Raw genomic sequence first — 17,259 nt, 5'->3', positions numbered from 1 at the left:
CGTGGTGCGCCTTCTGTCCTTCCTCCTGTTCCTTGCGACGTGGTGGATTGCGGCGCTCCTGATCGGTGACGTGAAGCTGCCGGCGCCGCCGGCAGTGCTGGCGGTGATGCTGAGAGAAGCAGCATCCGGCGCGCTGTTCATCAATCTCGGCGTGACCCTGGCGCGGGTGGCACTGTCCTTCACGCTCGCGATGGCGCTGGGCGCCGCCATCGGCTACCTGATGGGCCGGGTCAAGCTCGCCGACCGGATCGGCGATCCTTGGCTGATCCTGCTGCTCAATCTGCCCGCGCTCGTCGTCATCGTGCTCGCCTATATCTGGGCGGGGCTCACCGAGGTCGCCGCGATCGCGGCCATCGCCGTCAACAAGCTGCCGACCGCGGTCGTCACGCTGCGCGAGGGCGCGCGGGCGCTGGACCGCTCGCTGGACGAGATGGCAAGCGTGTTCGCGATCCCGCGCGGGAGAGCGTTCCGGCATGTGATCCTGCCGCAGCTTAGCCCCTATATCGCAGCCGCCGCGCGATCGGGGCTCTCGCTGGTATGGAAGATCGTGCTGGTTGCGGAATATCTCGGACGTCCGAACGGCGTCGGCTTCGAAATCGGCGTCGCCTTCCAATTGTTCGACATTCCGCTCCTGCTCGCCTATTCGCTGACCTTTGCCGCGGTCGTGCTGGTGATCGAGACGGTGCTGGTGCAACCATTCGAAGTACGCTCATCCCGGTGGCGGCCCCGTGCAGCTTGAGGTCGATATCACCGGTAAGCATTTCGAGAATGCGGCGGGCGAGCGGCACCACGTGCTCGCCGGCATCAAGTTCTCGCTTCCGGCCGGCGAAGTCGGCGTGTTCGTCGGCCCTTCCGGATGCGGCAAGAGCACTATGCTCAAGATCCTGACTGGCCTCGACCACGATTATCAGGGAAAGGTCTCGCGGCCGGCCACAGCAAGGCTCGGGATGGTATTCCAGGAGCCGCGGCTTCTGCCGTGGCGATCGGTCGAGGACAATATCCGGCTTGCCGCGCCACACATTGACGAGAAGCGGCTCTCAGAACTCTTCTCCGTCCTGGAATTGACAGAGCATCGCAGCCATTTCCCCGGCGAGCTCTCGCTTGGCCTTGCGCGCCGCGTCGCGCTCGCGCGGGCCTTCGCGATCGAGCCGGATTTCCTCGTTCTCGACGAGCCCCTGGCTTCGCTCGACGACGCCCTCGCCGCCCACCTGCGCGAGCAGATCGCAACGCTGGTGGAAAGCCGTGTGATGATAACGCTGCTGGTGACGCATAATCTCGACGATGCCGTTTACCTTGGCGACCGGCTGTTCCTGCTGTCGGCACGGCCGGCCAGGATTCTGCAGGAAGTGCCGATCCCGACACCGCGCGCGGCACGGAGCGCTGCCGAGATCAACCACATCAAGGCCGACCTGGTGCGGCGGCGGCTTGCAAAGATATGAGACGTGGTCTTCATATTGAGAAAAACTTGGGAGGTCACGATGCCGCGCCGATTGATTGCTGTCGCCATCCTGCTGGTCGCACTGCCCAGCGAACTCAGCGCGCAGGCCAAAGGTAAAGGCATCAGACTCTGGAATCTCACCAGTTCAACCATCTCCGGTTTCCAGCTTTCGCCGGCCGGCAAGAACGATTGGGGTCCCAACCAGACCTTGAATGACAAGGACAAGGAGGTCGACCACGACGAACGGCTGCGCATCGTCGGCGTCGAGCCCGGACGTTACGACGCCAAGGTGAGTTATGCCGGCGCCAGGCAGTGCTTCGTCCGCGACATCGAGATCAAGGCCGACGCGGTGTTCTCGATCTCTGACAAGGATCTGAAGGACTGCAACAAATAGGGTCAGCCCGCGATCGGGGCCGCCCCCTTCTCCGCTCGATCATGGCTGTGCGGATATTCGCAGCGCCATTTGACGGCAGTCCATTTCGGATGCTCGCCGACCCATTGCGCAATATAGGGCGGCGCTGCCATCGCGCATTGCTGCGGCGAACCGTTGAAGGAGAACACGAGATGGGTCTCCTCGCAGGTGGCGGGCGACAGCACGGCACAGACGGTCACGATGAGATCAATCGGATTCATGCCTCAAATCCCTGGTGCTCGGGTAAAGCAATAGCACTACGAGCTACGTCGGCGGCAAGGCCAGGTTTCGCCTCACCGTGAAAGCCAGAACCACCGCCGGAGATTCCTAGAAATTCATGCCAAATACAAGCCGGGCCTGATGACGCTCGAAATTGACCAGATCGAGCGCCGCAGCCGATCCGGACGGACGGCCCCAGGCCTGCACGCTCCAGGCCGCGGTCAGCCGCGAACGCTCCGAGAGCTGGAGATAGGCGACCGGACCGATGAACAGGGCCTGCCCCTCGAACTCGTTCAGCCCGATCCCATCATAGCGGCGGAAATAGCGCGCCTCGCCGCCAACGAAAACGCCGGGCTTGATCTGCGCCATCAGGCCGACGGCCGCGCCCACTGTCGCCTCCTGCTCCGCGGCGCGCGAGGCAAGAAAACGCGTCCATTCAGGCTGGTAGATGAAATTGAGTGCCGCGATCAGGAAGTTCGGTACCAACTCGCGATCGAAGGCCAACCGCAATTCAGTGCCGAAATTGCGGATGCGATCGGCCGTGGTCTCGTCGATCCGGTCAGAGTGGCTTTCCACTGCGAGGGTCAGGCCGAACGGCGCCGTCTCACGGTCGAGAAATCGGTAACGGACGTCCAACGAGAGACCCTGCCAGGTCAATTGGCGCCGATCTTCAAGGCCGGGAATGCCGTAGATCTGGTGCGCCACAAAGGCACCGCCGAGCTCGATGCGGATGTCGCGGGCCGGCACGAATTCCACTTCGAACTCCTGGGCAACCGCACGATAGCCGCCGCCATTCCTGGAAAAGCGTCCCGTGGTCTCGGTCTGGAATTCGCGCTCGCCGACATGCCCGATGTCGGTGCCGATCAGGAAGCCGAACAGATGCTCGGTATCGATTTCCTCGGCACGCGCGACGACGGCAGCAAGCAGTGTGAAAAAGCACACGGCAGCCGCCCGGAGCATCGTTGCGCGAAAAGACATTCCAGTCCCGAGAGCGAATCGAAAGCGTCAGCAGCGCTGACAAGAAAACCCCTACCACAACGTCCAGTCGAGCGGCAGCGATTGGAAGCTTGATTGCATGGACCATTTCGGCTGCAATGCAAGACCCGGGAAGGGCCCGCGGAAGAACAATCGTTTCAGGGAGAATAAACCGAATGGCACGAGTTCTGGTACTTTATAAGACGCCGAAAAGCTCCGAGGCATTCGACAAATATTATGCATCGGTGCACATTCCGCTGGTCAAGAAGATCCCGGGACTGAAGAAATACGACATCAGCACGGCTCCGCTCAGGACGCCAGCGGGCGAGAGCAACATCCACCTTGCTGCAACGCTGTATTTCGACTCGCTCGACGCGCTGAAGGCAGGCATGGGATCAGCGGAAGGAAAGGCCGCAGGCGCGGACCTCGCCAACTTTGCCGATGGCGGCGCCGATCTCTACATTTTCAATACGAAGGAAGTTTGAGGGCGTCTCACATAGAGACAAACGAATGTGAGCCCAACGAATTCGCCTGCCGCGGCTTGCGCAGATATCGCTGCGCGAGCCGGGCAGGCGCTCGACACTTACTTGCGCGATGCGCAGGCGTACATGTTGATTTCCATGCCGACCTGCACTTCGACGATCTTCGGAGTCTTCCAGCTCATTCGATCCTCCCAAATGGCTTGGCGCGAGTTTCACGCCAAGGTCGAACCTATGGCCAGCTCGCGCGTGGCGCAAGTGGACAAGATCGACCAGCGAGCGCATCTGCGCCGCAGTTGAGCGCCGATAGTTCCCTCCTGGGCAAACCAGTTCCCTCTTGGGCCAAGTCTGTCAGTTGGGCACACACTCACACACGGACGCCTCCGCGCTCAATCGCACGATGAAGCGTGAGGCGTGACGCTTTTCAAGGGCCCCGCGTTCAGCAATCGTTGTCCTTGCTCGCCATTTGGCCTTCGGGCTTCTTACCTTCAGCTTGTTGTGCTGCCGTCGGCTCGCCCTGCATCTGCCGTTGCACGTCCTGCGAGGACGTGGCCACATCTCCGGTTGCCCTATTCATCGTGCTGGTCGGCGGATGCTCCTTGTCGCTCGCCATGCCTGTTGTGGTCTGGCTGCTGGTCGATGCCGGGCCAGAACCTGCATCCTTATTGGCGCTTTGGCCTTGGGTATTGCAGGGACCTGCCAGCGCGGCGCCGGCGCTCAACACCAGGACGGAGCAACCCGCGAAAATGATGCGTCTTGTGCTCATGTCTCATCTCCTTCTCGAATCGGCGCGCGCCCCTGCGCGCCGGTATCACGGAAGAACCGAAGCACACGTCCCAGGTTCCGGGTGGCGAGGTGAAATCCGATGCTGTTCAATGCCGCCGTTCACGCCGCATTAGTTGCAAGCGCTTTTTGAGGCCTCGCATGAGAACATTGTTCCGCGTTTTGCTCGTTCCATTCATCATGATCGCTGTTGCGTCGCCAGCCGCCGCCGAACAACGGCCTCAGTCCGGGCGGACGCAGGTGCCGGCAACGCTGACCGGCAAGGAACGGCTCGGCAGGAAATGGATGGACGAGCAGCGGATCGATAATTGCAACGTTCCGCCCGACAAGCGTGGCTCCAGGCCGCGGCCTCTAGCCTGCGCGCACGGGCCTGCCAGCTAGCAAGTCCTATCGCAATAGCTGTAGCAGAGCGCGACCGGCGGGCGACTGCAATTCCTTGGCGTCAAGTGTTCCATCCTTGTCCGGATTCGCCGCGTTGAAGCGCTGCTCCACGACCGCAAGATATTCATCAAGCGTCAGCGTTCCGTCGTGGTCAGGATCGGCAGCCGCCAGCTCCTTGGCGCTTAAGCGGCCGCGAAGTTCTTGCGCATCGAGCGTGCCGTCATGATCCCGGTCCAGTTTGGCAAACAGCGCCGATGCCGCCTTCTTCACCTCGGCCAGATCGAGGGTGCCATCGTTATCGGTGTCGAACATCTTGATCGGATCGGCGCGTTTCGGCGCGGCCAGAGCCGGCGCCGAAAACACTGCAGCGGCCAATATCAAGACAACAAGACCACGCAATTTCATCTCTCATCTCCCTTGGCAGAGCCTGCACGGCAAGGGCGGCAGAGAAGCTTGCATAGATAGCGGAGCGCACGCCGGCCGCCCACGGCGCGCCTTACGATCTAGTCCGAGGTTGCGGAAAATTCCGCGGTGGAGCCGAGCTGCTGTTGCCGGTGGACGGCTGATGGCACGATGCCGAAATACTTCCGGAACACGCGGCTGAAATGCGAGGAGCTGGAAAAGCCCCAGGAGAATGCGACGTCCGTGATCGTCTTGCCGGGCTGCGCTTCCAGTTCCTCGCGGCAATGCTGCAGCCGGGCACGCCAGATATAGTCGCTCACGGTCATGCCGCGCTCGCTGAACAGCATGTGCAGGTAGCGTTTGGTGCAACCTAGCGCGGTCGAGATCTGGTCGATGGAGAGATCCGGATCGCGCAGGTGTTCGCGGATGAAGAACTGCGCACGGATATAGGTCGCCTCCGCACCGCCATGATTGAACGTCGTCTCGGCTTCACGCAGCGGCAACAGCAACAGATCGATCAACGAATCGGCGACGCCCATCGCATTGTAGGGCGACAATCGACTCGCCTCGGAAAAAGCCGCATGCACGAAATCGTAGGCGATGCGGCCGGTGCCGCTGCGGGCCGAGAGCTTGCAGGCCGGCATCCGCGCCGAACGGAAACCGCGCTCCTGCAACAGCGCCTTCGGCACGATCACGACCTCATGCCGCGTCAGCGACGGGCTGATGATGGTGTGTGGGCTGGAAACGTCGTAGGCGAGGCAATCGCCGGGAACGAGCTCGAAATGGCGGCCATCCTGCTCGAAATAGGAGATGCCGTGGGTCTGGAACAGGATCTTGATATAGGGATGGTCGCTCAGTTTCGAGCGCGCGTTCACATGTGCGATACGGTGCTGACTCACCTCGATCTGGCAGAGTTTCAGCCGCGAGACTGTGGTGTAGTTGACCCGTGCCTCGAGCGACGAGGCGTCCATCGGATCGACATCAAACCGGCCGCATAGATCGGTCAGTGCGTCTGTCCAACATTGAACCTGCTTCTTCGGCGTCAATCCGGAGGTAGTGAGCGAACGGACGGTATCGGGCATATCCAGCCACCGATTCGAGATGAAAGCGTGACTGCTCGCCGCAAGAGGCTTTGGTCACCGTGAAGTACCGTTACCTCAATCTTAATGCGGTCTTTGACCCCTGAGCAGCGTTCCTCCTGACAACCTAGAGGGTTAATCCTCGACTTTACTTCAAGTGCCGTCAAGGAAAATCAGTCTCGTGCGCCCGCGGCCGGCGTCACGCCGGCGCGCCACCGCACTGCACTGCAAGCAAAAAAGTTCTTCGAGTTTCACTTCTGAGCAAGCCGCCCTTCTCTCTTGGGCAAGTCGCGCGTCAACGAAGGGGATAGGAGGAGGAACCAAAAAAATGGGCCGTTTCGATGGAAAGCGGAAGGTCATCATTGGGAGGAAATCACTATGCGCAAGGTGCTAATCGCGACCTCTCTCGGCGCCGTGGCGGCGTTAGGCGGAGGTATTGCCAGTGCCAATGAAGAACTCAGCAAGATGGCGCAAAACCCGAAGGACTGGGTTATGCCGACGGGCGACTATGCCAATACGCGCTACTCGAAGCTGAATCAAATCAACGCCTCGAACGTCGGAAAGTTGCAGGTCGCCTGGACATTTTCGACCGGCGTGCTGCGTGGCCACGAGGGCGGGCCGCTGATCATCGGCAACATGATGTACGTGCACACGCCCTTCCCGAACAAGGTCTATGCGCTTGACCTGTCGCAGGACAACAAGATCGTCTGGAGGTACGAGCCGAAGCAGGATCCGAACGTGATCCCGGTCATGTGCTGCGATACGGTCAACCGCGGCCTGGCCTATGGCGACGGCAAGATCTTCCTGCACCAGGCCGACACCACGCTGGTGGCGCTCGACGCCAAGACCGGCAAGGTGGACTGGACCGCCAAGAACGGCGATCCCGGCAAGGGTCAGACGGGCACCTCCGCCCCAATGGTCGTGAAGGACAAGGTCCTGGTCGGCATCTCCGGCGGCGAGTTCGGCGTGCAGTGCCACCTCACCGCCTACGACACCAAGAGCGGCAAGCAAGTCTGGCGTGCCTTCTCCGAAGGACCTGACGACCAGATCATGGTCGATCCCGAGAAGACCACCGCTCTCGGCAAGCCGGTCGGCAAGGACTCGAGCCTCAAGACCTGGCAGGGCGACCAGTGGAAAGTCGGCGGCGGCTGCACCTGGGGCTGGCTAGCCTACGATCCGTCGCTCGACCTCGTCTATTACGGCTCGGGCAATCCATCGACCTGGAACCCGAAGCAGCGTCCCGGCGACAACAAATGGTCAATGACTATCTTCGCGCGCAACCCGGATAACGGCACGGCCAAATGGGTCTATCAGATGACCCCCCATGACGAATGGGACTATGACGGCGTCAACGAGATGATCCTGACCGACCAGCCCTTCAACGGCCAGGAGCGCAAGCTGTTGACGCATTTCGATCGTAACGGCATTGGTTATACGCTCGATCGCACCAACGGCGAATTGCTCGTCGCCGAGAAGTTCGACCCGAAGGTCAACTGGACCAGCGGCGTCGATATGAACAAGAGCTCGCCGACCTATGGCCGGCCGAAGGTCCTCGACCAATATTCGACCGACAAGCAGGGCGAGGATGTCAACGTCAAGGGCATCTGCCCGGCCGCGCTCGGCACCAAGGACGAGCAGCCGGCAGCCTACTCGCCGGAGACGCAACTGTTCTACGTGCCGACCAACCACGTCTGCATGGACTATGAGCCGTTCAAGGTGAGCTACACCGCGGGTCAGCCCTATGTCGGCGCGACGCTCTCGATGTATCCGCCTCCCGGCGAGTCCCACATGGGCAACTTCATCGCCTGGGACAACAAGACCGGAAAGATCGTCTGGTCGAACAAGGAGCAGTTCTCGGTCTGGTCAGGCGCGCTTGCGACCGCCGGCGGCGTGGTGTTCTACGGCACGCTCGAAGGCTATCTCAAGGCGGTCGACGCCAAGACCGGAAAGGAGCTCTACAAGTTCAAGACTCCCTCCGGCATCATCGGCAACGTCACGACCTATGAGCAGGGTGGCAAGCAGTACGTGGCCGTGCTGTCCGGTGTTGGCGGCTGGGCGGGCATCGGCCTTGCTGCCGGCCTGACCGATCCGACTGCCGGTCTCGGCGCAGTCGGCGGCTACGCGGCGCTGAGCAACTATACCGCCCTCGGCGGAACGCTCACCGTGTTCTCCCTCCCGCAGTGAGCCGAACGTCGTTCCGGCGCGTGGACCATCCACGCGCCGGTTTTGCCTGTATCTGATCTTGAGGACATGCTCTTGCGTAAAAGCTGGTTTGTAGTTGCGGCGATGATCATCGCCGTATCTGGAGGATTCGCCTTTGCCGACGATGCGGTCGATCCGACCGCCGTGAAGGAAGAGAACGGCAAATATCTGGACAAGGAAGGTAACCCGACCTTCAAGGTCGCAGCCGACGGAGCGGTAGATTGGTACACCTACTCCGGATACCGGCGCTATCATTCGGAGTGCCATGTCTGCCATGGCCCGGACGGCATGGGTTCGACCTATGCACCGGCACTGGCGAGTTCGCTGAAGACCATGAGTTATGCCGATTTCCTCGGCGTTGTCGCCAGCGGCCGCAAGAACATCAGTACCGCACAGGAAAATGTCATGCCGGCGTTCGGTGACAATCCAAACGTCGCCTGCTACATGGACGACCTCTATGTCTACCTGCGCGCCCGCGCGAATGACGCGGTGGGGCGCGTACGCCCCGCAAAGCATGAAGAGAAGCCCGCCGCCTATAAGCAGGCGGAAGAGTCCTGCATGGGCAAGAACTGAAGCTGCGGAGCGCGGGCGACAACACGCTTTACGGAGAGATCAACATGAAGACACGCGCTGCCGTCGCATTCGAAGCCAAGAAGCCGCTTGAGATCGTCGAGCTCGACCTGGAAGGCCCGAAGGCCGGTGAAGTCCTGGTCGAGATCAAGGCGACCGGCATCTGTCATACCGATGCCTACACGCTTGACGGCTTCGACAGTGAGGGAATCTTCCCTTCCATCCTCGGCCATGAGGGCGCCGGCATCGTCCGCGAGGTCGGTGCGGGCGTGACCTCGGTGAAGCCGGGCGATCACGTGATCCCGCTCTACACGCCCGAGTGCCGGCAGTGCAAAAGCTGCCTGAGCCAGAAGACCAACCTCTGCACCGCGATCCGCGCCACCCAAGGCAAGGGCGTGATGCCGGACGGCACCTCGCGCTTCAGCTACAAGGGCAAGACCATCTACCACTATATGGGCTGCTCGACCTTCTCGAACTACACGGTGCTGCCGGAGATCGCGGTGGCGAAGATCCGCGAGGACGCCCCGTTCGACAAGAGCTGCTATGTCGGCTGCGGCGTGACCACGGGCGTCGGCGCCGTGGTCAACACCGCCAAGGTCACGCCAGGCTCCAACGTCGTGGTGTTCGGCCTCGGCGGCATCGGGCTCAATGTGATCCAGGGCGCCAAGATGGTCGGCGCGGACAAGATCATCGGCGTCGACATCAACGACTCCAAGGAAGATTGGGGCCGCCGCTTCGGCATGACGCATTTCGTCAATCCGACGAAAGTCGGCGGCGATATCGTCCAGCACCTGGTCGGACTCACCGAAGGCGGCGCCGACTACACCTTCGACTGCACCGGCAACACCAATGTGATGCGCCAGGCGCTGGAAGCCTGCCACCGCGGCTGGGGCGTCTCCGTGATCATCGGCGTTGCGGAATCCGGCAAGGAGATCGCCACCCGGCCGTTCCAGCTCGTGACGGGACGGGTCTGGAAGGGCACGGCCTTCGGCGGCGCGCGCGGCCGTACCGATACGCCGAAAGTCGTCGACTGGTACATGAACGGAAAGATCCAGATCGATCCGATGATCACCCACGTGCTCAAGCTCGAGGAAATCAACAAGGGCTTCGACTTGATGCACGAGGGCAAGTCGATCCGTTCGGTCGTCGTCTACTAGGGCGTGATCCGAATCCGGAGAGCCTCGTCGGCGGAAGCGGACCCGGCTCCCCGGAAGGGTCATGCTCCAGCAAAAGGTGGAACGGGATCACGATGTCCCGCTCCAGAAACAACGTGTCAAACACCAGGAGGATTGACCCATGACTGTTCATCTCCACCCGTCGATTGACAACGGCGTCCAGAAGGGCTCTGGCAGCTTTGCCGGCGGCACGCTGGTCTGCAAGTGCGCGGACCGACCGGTGAAAGTGGCGATCAAGGGCGACGTTGCCCATAACCACGCCTGTGGCTGCACCAAATGCTGGAAGCCGGAAGGAGCGATGTTCTCGGTCGTTGCGGTGGTGCCGAGACAGAACCTGACGGTCCTGGAAAATGGCGACAAGCTGCAGGTCGTCGACCCCGCGGCCGTGATCCAGCGCTATGCCTGCAAGGACTGCGGCACGCATATGTACGGGCGGATCGAAAACAAGGCGCATCCGTTCTATGGCCTCGACTTCATCCATCCCGAGCTGTTCGAGGAAAGCGGCTCGGCGGCGCCGGGATTTGCTGCGTTCGTCTCGTCGGTGATCGAGTCCGGCGCCAAGCCGGAGGACATGCCGGCGATCCGCGGCCGGCTAAAGGAATTGGGACTCGAGCCCTATGACTGCCTGTCGCCGGCATTGATGGATGCGATCGCGACCCACGTGGCGAAATCCAAGGCCGCTTAACAAGGCTGCCTGATTTGCCCGCGCTCCCGCTGGCGGTGCTCGACCGCCAGCGGTGCCATTCGCGCCCGCACCGCAGCATTTAGCCGCACGCGCCTATCCTTCATATTGCTTCCGTGAATAGGTCAATTCCGCCTTTTCCCGATCCGCGCCTGCCCGGCGGCGGTGCATTTTCGCCGGCCGCGTTTGCAAAAATATCCTGACGATCTCATATCATCGACTGTCGGCCCCGCTTTTGACAAACGGCAAATGCAGAACACCGGGCTGTGAAGTCACTGTCGCATCGGTTTCTGGTAACGTTTGTTTTTCCCGATGCGCGCGGGCGGCGCATTTCATTTGAACATAGCAAAGGAGCAGCCGGACACGGACTACCGAGCGTGCAACGGGCTCCCCTTAAGCATCTCCAAAGGACCGGCCCGCCGTACGAGACCCAGGAGTGGTCGCGAGCGTAGGGAGAAATATGTTCTCGCTCGTGGCCTGGAAACATCAACAGCTTAAGAAGAGCGAGGGACGATCATGGTCAAGTTGAAGATTAATGGTCAGGAACAGAATTGGGATGGCGATCCCGATCTTCCGCTACTCTGGTTCATCCGTGACGAAATAGGACTCACCGGCACCAAATTCGGTTGTGGTCAGGCGCTGTGCGGCTCCTGCACCGTGATCATCGATAAGCAGGCGGTGCGCGCCTGCATCACCTCGGTTTCGGATGCGGCCGGACGCGAGGTCACCACCATCGAGGGCCTGCATCCGACCGGTGATCACCCGGTGCAGAAGGCTTGGCGCCAGGTCAACGTGCCGCAATGCGGCTATTGCCAGGCCGGCCAGATCATGCAGGCCGCCGCGCTGTTGACGGACAATCCAAAACCGTCGCACGACCAGATCCGCGAGGCCATGTCCGGCAACATCTGCCGCTGCGGCTGCTACCAGCGGATCGAGAACGCCGTTCATCTCGCATCGACGGGGGTGTGACATGAATCTCCTCACCAATCCCAACAAGCTTCGTGGTTTCGAGAAGCACATCAAGATCGAGAACGTTTCGCGGCGCAGCATCCTGAAGACCTTGGGGCTGGCCGGCGGGTTCGTGCTCGCTGCACCGGTGATGATGCGGCCGAGCTTTGCCTACGAGACCGGCGCGGGGAAGATGCCGCACGGTACTGTGGTCGACCCGCGCGTCTTCGTCTCGATCGCGCCGGATGGCATGGTCACGATCGTCGCGCACCGCTCCGAGATGGGAACCGGTGTGCGCACCAGCCTGCCGCTGATCGTGGCCGAAGAGCTGGAAGCCGACTGGTCGCGCGTCCGCGTTCAGCAGGCGCACGGCGATGAGGCCAAGTTCGGCAACCAGGACACCGACGGCTCGCGCAGCACGCGGCACTATTTGATCCCGATGCGCGAGATCGGCGCCTCGGCCCGCACCATGCTCGAGCAGGCCGCCGCAAAACGCTGGGGCGTGCCGGCAGGCGAGGTGAAGGCCGCTAATCACGAAGTGGTCCATAGCGCGAGCGGGCGCAAGCTCGGCTTCGGCGAACTGGCGGCCGATGCCGCAAAGGAGTCGGTACCGAGCGTTGAAGGCTTGAAGCTGAAGAACCCGAAGGACTTCCGCTATCTCGGCAAGGGCGAGATTGGCATCGTCGACCTCCACGACATCACGACCGGTGCCGCTCATTATGGCGGCGACGTACGGCTGCCCGGCATGAAATATGCGGTCATCGCGCGTCCGCCGGTGACCGGCGGCAAGCTCGTCTCCTTCGATCCCGCCGATGCGCTGAAGGTCTCCGGCGTCGAGAAGGTGATGGAAGTGAAGGGATGGCCGTGGCCGTCGAAATTCCAGCCGCTCGGCGGCGTAGCCGTGATCGCACGCAACACCGGCGCGGCGATCAAGGGCTGCAACGCGCTGAAGGTGACCTGGGACGACGGCGCCAATGCCAAATACGACTCGGTCGCCTATCGCGCCGAGCTCGAGGCGGCCGCGCGCAAGCCAGGCCTCATCGTGCGCAAGGAGGGCGATGTCGAGGCGGCGTTGAAGAGCGCCGACAGGGTCATCGTCGGCGAGTACTACCTGCCGCATTTCGCCCATGCCAGCATGGAGCCGCCGGTCGCGGTCGCCAACGTCAAGGGTGACAAGGCGGAGGTCTGGGCTCCCGTGCAGAGCCCGGGCGGAACGCGCGAGGACGTCGCCAAGACGCTCGGCATCCCCGAGGAGAACGTGACCGTCAACGTCACGCTGCTCGGCGGCGGTTTCGGGCGGAAGTCGAAATGCGACTTCGCGCTTGAGGCCGCGCTGCTCTCGAAAGAGCTTGGGGTGCCCGTGAAGGTGCAGTGGACGCGCGAAGACGACGTGCGCCACGACTTCCTGCACACGGTGTCCGTCGAGCGGATCGAGGCGGGCCTCGACAAGAGTGGCAAGGTGATCGCCTGGCGCCATCGCAGCGTGGCCCCGTCGATCGCTTCGACGTTCGCCGCCGGGACCGTCCACCAGGCGCCGTTCGAGCTCGGCATGGGATTGATCGACAATCCGTTCGAGATCGCCAACCTGCAGTGCGAGAATCCGGAAGCGGCCGCGCATACCCGCATCGGCTGGTTCCGGTCGGTGTCGAACATCCCGCGCGCCTTCGCGGTGCAGTCCATGGTCGCCGAAATCGCCCAAGCCACCAACCGCGATCCGAAGGACATGCTGCTGGAGCTGATCGGTTCGCCGCGGATCGTCAATCTTTCCTCGGTGAAGGATCCCTGGAACTATGGCGAGCCCTATGACAGCTACCCGATCGACACCGCGCGGCTGCGCAAGGTGGTCGAACTGGTCGCCGACAAGGGCGGCTGGGGACGCTCGGTGCCCAAGGGCCATGGCCTCGGCATCGCGGTGCACAGGAGCTTCGTCAGCTACATCGCGACCATCGTCGAGGTGGCTATCGACGACAAGGGCAAGCTGACGGTGCCGCGGGTCGACACCGCGATCGACTGCGGCACCTACGTCAACCCCGAGCGCATCCAGTCGCAGATCGAGGGCGCGGCGATCATGGGCCTGAGCCTCGCCAAGTACGGCGAGGTCACCTTCAAGGACGGCAAGGTGCAGCAGGGCAATTTCGACGATTACCCGGTGATCCGGATCGACGAATCCCCTGCCGTGACCAATGTCTACATCGTGCCGCCCGCCAGCCCCGATACGCCGCCGAGCGGCGTCGGTGAACCCGGCGTGCCGCCATTCGCGCCGGCGCTGATCAACGCGATCTTCGCCGCGACCGGCAAGCGCATCCGCGCGATGCCGATCGGCAAGCAACTGGAGGCGTAAGGCCGAACGCAAGCAGTTCATCGATCAACTGATCCCTAAAGAAGAGCGGCGGACCTTTCGGTCCGCCGCTTTTTTTGCTGGCTGTCCTGCGCGTCGCTATTTCTTGACCGCGAACACCCAGACGACGCCGCCCTGGGGAACGTTGTTCTCCACGCCGACATTCTGGGTGGCCAAGGCATCCTGGATGCGCTGCGCGTCGACGCCCCAGCCGGACTGGATCGCAATATACTGCGTGCCGTCGACCTCATAGGACATCGGCATGCCCATGATGCCGGAATTGGTCTTCTGCTCCCACAGCAGCTCGCCGCTCTTGGCATTGAAGGCGCGGAAGTTGCGATCGTTGGTGCCGCCGGCAAAGACCAGATCGCCCGCGGTCGCCAGCACCGAACCGAACAGTTGCGATTTCGGGAAGGTGTGCGACCAGGCCTTCTTGCCGGTGGCCGGATCCCAGGCCTGCAACTCGCCCATGTGAGTGGCGCCCGGGCGCACCGTCAGACCGATATCCTCCGGCTTGGTGCCGAGCCAGAGCTGGCCGGGAACCAGCGGTGTTTTCTCGCCGGAGAAGCCGCCGCAGAAGTTCTCGTTGGCGGGAACGTAGACGAGCTTGGTCTTCTGGCTATAGGCCGCCGACGGCCAATCCTTGCCGCCCCACAGCGACGGACAGAATTCGACACGCTTGCCGAGCACCGGCTTGTGCTCGGGATCGACGATCGGCCTGCCGGTCTCCTTCTCGATGCCCTTCCAGACATTCGTGTACACGAACGGCCAGCCGGTCACATAGTTGATGCGATCGGGCTTCGCTTCCAGAACCCAGAAGATCGCATCGCGCCCCGGATGGATGAGCGCCTTGAACGGACGGCCTTCCCGTTCCAGGTTGACCAGGATCGGCGCCTCGACCTCGTCCCAGTCCCAGGAATCGTTCTGGTGATACTGGAAGTGCGTCTTGATCTTGCCGGTGTCCGGATCGAGCGCCAGCACGGAGCTGGTGTAGAGATTGTCGCCGGCATGCGCCGAGCCGGGCCATGGTGCGGCGTTGCCGACGCCCCAATAGACCGTCTTGGTATCCGCGTCGTAATTGCCCGTCATCCAGGCCGATCCGCCGCCGGTCTTCCAGTCGTCGCCGCTCCACGTCTCGCTGCCGGGCTCGCCGGGCGCGGGAATGGTGAAGGTGCGCCACAGTTCCTTGCCGTTGTTGGCGTCGTAGGCGACGACATAACCGCGAACGCCGAACTCGCCGCCAGAACCGCCGACGATAACCTTACCGTCGACGACCAACGGCATCAGGGTCATGTACTGGCCCTTCTTGTAGTCCTGCACCTTCGTATCCCAGACCACCTTGCCGCTCTTGGCATCGAGCGCGACCACATGGTCATCCGTCGTGGCGAGATAGAGCTTGTCCTGCCACAGGCCGACGCCGCGGCTGGTCGGATGCAACTGGAACAGGTCTTCCGGAAGCTGCCGCTTGTAGCGCCAATATTCATCGCCGGTCTTGGCGTTGAGCGCGATCACCTGCCCCATCGGGGTTGCAACGAACATTACGCCGTTGTTGACGATCGGCGGCGCCTCGTGGCCTTCGATCACGCCGGTGGAGAAGGTCCATACCGGGGTCAGGCTCTTGACGTTCGAGGCGTTGATCTGCTCGAGCGGGCTATAGCCCTGCCCGTCATAGGTCCGCCGATACAGCATCCAGTTGCCCGGCTCGGGATTTTCGAGACGCGCCGAGGTCACCGGGCTGTAATTCTCGATCGGGCCGGCCACTGCGGCGGTTGAGACAAGGCACGCGAACGCCGCTGCACTCGTGAGAAGCCATTGTTTCCTGGTCATTAGATGCTACCTCCCTGCTCTGTTTTTCATTTGCGATCACAACCTTCGGTTGTAAAATTCCAATTCAACAGCGTTGCCTGATCCTTTGCCTCAAACACCTACCTTTCCTACGAACACCGCAGACACGGTGAGCGAACCGTCAGTGAGAGCCAGCGGAAGCGCCGCCAGACGACGGGTTGCCGGCCCGAACACGACGTCCGCGCTGTGCCGCGGGTCATATTCGGAATTGTGGCAAAAACACTTGAGGACCTTCTCGTCGCTTTCGGCCGCCTTCACCCAGCCGGTGATCGGACATCCGGCATGCGCGCAGATCACTGAATAGGCGACGATGCCGTCGGCCGAACGCGCGCGCGTGTCATCATCGAGTTCATCGGGATTTAGCCTGATGACAAGCACTTCATTCAAACGCGAACCTTTGCGGACCACCGAGGTGGCGGGATCCTTCGGCCAGGCGCGTACCGGCGGGCCGCCTGGCTTGAGATCGTCGGACTTGATGACTTGGCCGGCGCGGTCTCCTTCGGAGAGAACGAGGAGATCGCCTTTCTTCGGCCGCTCGCTGCTGCCGGGCTGATCCTCTTGCGCCGCAGCAGGCCCGGTGGCCGCAACGCAGGCGCCGGTGGCAAGAACCTTCAGAAGCGAACGACGTGTCTGGTCTGGATGGTGCATCTCGAGTTCCATCTTGGGTTGAGGTGTAACACCGAGCTTGAATTCAGACCCGGTGCAAATGAGCGCCGGAACTCTGCCGAAAAGAAGGCAATCCACGACTCCGTCGAAGCGAGTCATTCTTTCTCTCGCTGCTCGTTGTTGGCAGCAGCCGCGATGCTCAAGCTCTCATCACATCACGCGCGAGCAGCAATGCGTCAATGATGAATTGCGCGTCAGCTTGGACGTTCCTGAATTTGTGCGGCGCGCCAAGCAAAGTGTGCAGCGCGTGCAGATGACAGCGCCAATTGTAATAGCCCGCTAACACATCCTCGCTCGTGCCCGGCGCGAGGGGAAATTCCGATTCAGTTGTCAATCAGCCGTAGGGTGGGCAAAGCGCAGCGTGCCCACCATCAGCACTCCGCTCGTAATGGTGGGCACGCTTCGCTTTGCCCACCCTACGACGCCGTCGCAGGATCGTAGGATGGGTAGAGCGGGAGCGAAACCCATCATTCACGCCGCTTGCTTCATCGCGATGGGTTTCGCTTCGCTCTACCCATCCTACGTTTGATTCAAACAGCGTGAGGATATGTGTCCGCGTTCTCGCGACGCTTTGCGTCCGAGCTTTGCGTCTCGTTCCACCCTCCTCGATATCAGAGGGCGCAGGGAAAGCCGGGTGCTGGTTGCACCCGTGGGTCCCGTGCAAC

19 protein-coding genes are annotated in these 17,259 nt (G+C 62.0%); 11 read left to right on the top strand and 8 right to left on the bottom strand.

The window, feature by feature from the left end; all coding sequences use genetic code 11:
• The first annotated feature begins 1 nt into the window (after position 1).
• The 3 genes from OZ411_RS24175 to OZ411_RS24165 are packed head-to-tail and all read left to right on the top strand — an operon-like array spanning position 2 to position 1,832.
• Positions 2 to 739 (top strand): ABC transporter permease subunit, encoded by a 738-nt coding sequence (locus tag OZ411_RS24175; RefSeq protein WP_130580685.1) that lies wholly within the window; start codon positions 2 to 4, stop codon positions 737 to 739.
• Positions 729 to 1,439 (top strand): ATP-binding cassette domain-containing protein, encoded by a 711-nt coding sequence (locus OZ411_RS24170; protein WP_282529954.1) that lies wholly within the window; start codon positions 729 to 731, stop codon positions 1,437 to 1,439. The genes OZ411_RS24175 and OZ411_RS24170 overlap by 11 nt, the downstream gene beginning before the upstream one ends.
• A gap of 39 nt (positions 1,440 to 1,478) precedes the next feature.
• Positions 1,479 to 1,832: a hypothetical protein gene (locus OZ411_RS24165; protein ID WP_282529953.1), complete on the top strand. Its 354-nt coding sequence runs from the start codon at positions 1,479 to 1,481 to the stop codon at positions 1,830 to 1,832.
• Positions 1,833 to 1,834: 2 nt separating this feature from the next.
• Here OZ411_RS24165 and OZ411_RS24160 read toward each other — a convergent pair whose 3' ends face one another.
• Together OZ411_RS24160 and OZ411_RS24155 are read right to left on the bottom strand one after the other, a co-directional pair.
• Entirely contained in the window at positions 1,835 to 2,071 is a 237-nt protein-coding gene (locus OZ411_RS24160; RefSeq protein ID WP_130580682.1) for a hypothetical protein, read from the bottom strand.
• A 106-nt stretch (positions 2,072 to 2,177) separates the two neighbouring features.
• Positions 2,178 to 3,011, bottom strand: a complete 834-nt coding sequence (locus tag OZ411_RS24155; protein WP_282529952.1) for a hypothetical protein — start codon at positions 3,009 to 3,011, stop codon at positions 2,178 to 2,180.
• A 209-nt stretch (positions 3,012 to 3,220) separates the two neighbouring features.
• Here OZ411_RS24155 and OZ411_RS24150 point away from each other — a divergent pair, with 209 nt between their 5' ends.
• Complete coding sequence (locus tag OZ411_RS24150) at positions 3,221 to 3,529, top strand: EthD family reductase (protein ID WP_282529951.1); 309 nt, start codon at positions 3,221 to 3,223, stop codon at positions 3,527 to 3,529.
• A gap of 98 nt (positions 3,530 to 3,627) precedes the next feature.
• Here the strand turns inward: OZ411_RS24150 and pqqA are convergent, their stop codons facing one another.
• Both pqqA and OZ411_RS24140 read right to left on the bottom strand, forming a co-directional pair.
• Complete coding sequence (pqqA, locus tag OZ411_RS24145) at positions 3,628 to 3,708, bottom strand: pyrroloquinoline quinone precursor peptide PqqA (protein ID WP_035689484.1); 81 nt, start codon at positions 3,706 to 3,708, stop codon at positions 3,628 to 3,630.
• Between the two features lie 254 nt (positions 3,709 to 3,962).
• A complete protein-coding gene (locus OZ411_RS24140; protein ID WP_130580680.1) occupies positions 3,963 to 4,289 on the bottom strand; it encodes a hypothetical protein in 327 nt (108 codons plus the stop codon).
• 158 nt (positions 4,290 to 4,447) lie between these two features.
• Between OZ411_RS24140 and OZ411_RS24135 the strand changes: the two genes are divergently transcribed.
• Positions 4,448 to 4,687, top strand: coding sequence for a hypothetical protein (locus OZ411_RS24135; RefSeq protein WP_282529950.1), 240 nt, complete (start codon positions 4,448 to 4,450; stop codon positions 4,685 to 4,687).
• A gap of 6 nt (positions 4,688 to 4,693) precedes the next feature.
• Here the strand turns inward: OZ411_RS24135 and OZ411_RS24130 are convergent, their stop codons facing one another.
• Both OZ411_RS24130 and OZ411_RS24125 read right to left on the bottom strand, forming a co-directional pair.
• A complete protein-coding gene (locus OZ411_RS24130) occupies positions 4,694 to 5,092 on the bottom strand; it encodes a calcium-binding protein (protein ID WP_349017032.1) in 399 nt (132 codons plus the stop codon).
• Between the two features lie 98 nt (positions 5,093 to 5,190).
• Positions 5,191 to 6,171 (bottom strand): helix-turn-helix domain-containing protein, encoded by a 981-nt coding sequence (locus tag OZ411_RS24125; RefSeq protein WP_282529948.1) that lies wholly within the window; start codon positions 6,169 to 6,171, stop codon positions 5,191 to 5,193.
• Positions 6,172 to 6,546: 375 nt separating this feature from the next.
• On the opposite strand from OZ411_RS24125, the gene xoxF5 reads away from it, so the two are divergent.
• From xoxF5 to OZ411_RS24095, 6 genes are all read left to right on the top strand, one after another.
• Positions 6,547 to 8,352, top strand: a complete 1,806-nt coding sequence (gene xoxF5, locus OZ411_RS24120) for a lanthanide-dependent methanol dehydrogenase XoxF5 (RefSeq protein WP_282529947.1) — start codon at positions 6,547 to 6,549, stop codon at positions 8,350 to 8,352.
• Positions 8,353 to 8,454: 102 nt separating this feature from the next.
• A complete protein-coding gene (locus OZ411_RS24115; RefSeq protein ID WP_130580691.1) occupies positions 8,455 to 8,943 on the top strand; it encodes a c-type cytochrome, methanol metabolism-related in 489 nt (162 codons plus the stop codon).
• Between the two features lie 44 nt (positions 8,944 to 8,987).
• A complete protein-coding gene (locus OZ411_RS24110) occupies positions 8,988 to 10,097 on the top strand; it encodes an S-(hydroxymethyl)glutathione dehydrogenase/class III alcohol dehydrogenase (protein WP_130580675.1) in 1,110 nt (369 codons plus the stop codon).
• A gap of 139 nt (positions 10,098 to 10,236) precedes the next feature.
• Entirely contained in the window at positions 10,237 to 10,800 is a 564-nt protein-coding gene (gene gfa / locus OZ411_RS24105; RefSeq protein WP_282529946.1) for an S-(hydroxymethyl)glutathione synthase, read from the top strand.
• A gap of 513 nt (positions 10,801 to 11,313) precedes the next feature.
• Positions 11,314 to 11,766: a (2Fe-2S)-binding protein gene (locus tag OZ411_RS24100; RefSeq protein ID WP_130580673.1), complete on the top strand. Its 453-nt coding sequence runs from the start codon at positions 11,314 to 11,316 to the stop codon at positions 11,764 to 11,766.
• A gap of 1 nt (position 11,767) precedes the next feature.
• Positions 11,768 to 14,086: a molybdopterin cofactor-binding domain-containing protein gene (locus tag OZ411_RS24095; RefSeq protein ID WP_282529945.1), complete on the top strand. Its 2,319-nt coding sequence runs from the start codon at positions 11,768 to 11,770 to the stop codon at positions 14,084 to 14,086.
• Positions 14,087 to 14,182: 96 nt separating this feature from the next.
• Here OZ411_RS24095 and OZ411_RS24090 read toward each other — a convergent pair whose 3' ends face one another.
• A complete protein-coding gene (locus OZ411_RS24090; RefSeq protein WP_282529944.1) occupies positions 14,183 to 15,910 on the bottom strand; it encodes a methanol/ethanol family PQQ-dependent dehydrogenase in 1,728 nt (575 codons plus the stop codon).
• Between the two features lie 90 nt (positions 15,911 to 16,000).
• Positions 16,001 to 16,576, bottom strand: a complete 576-nt coding sequence (locus OZ411_RS24085) for a Rieske 2Fe-2S domain-containing protein (RefSeq protein WP_349017031.1) — start codon at positions 16,574 to 16,576, stop codon at positions 16,001 to 16,003.
• Positions 16,577 to 17,259 lie beyond the last annotated feature (683 nt).

The sequence above is a fragment of the Bradyrhizobium sp. Arg237L genome, from assembly GCF_029990105.1.
In the GTDB taxonomy this organism is placed as follows: Bacteria; Pseudomonadota; Alphaproteobacteria; order Rhizobiales; family Xanthobacteraceae; genus Bradyrhizobium.
Note: the sequence above shows the minus strand (reverse complement) of the source record. Positions and strands in the feature narration are given on the sequence as shown.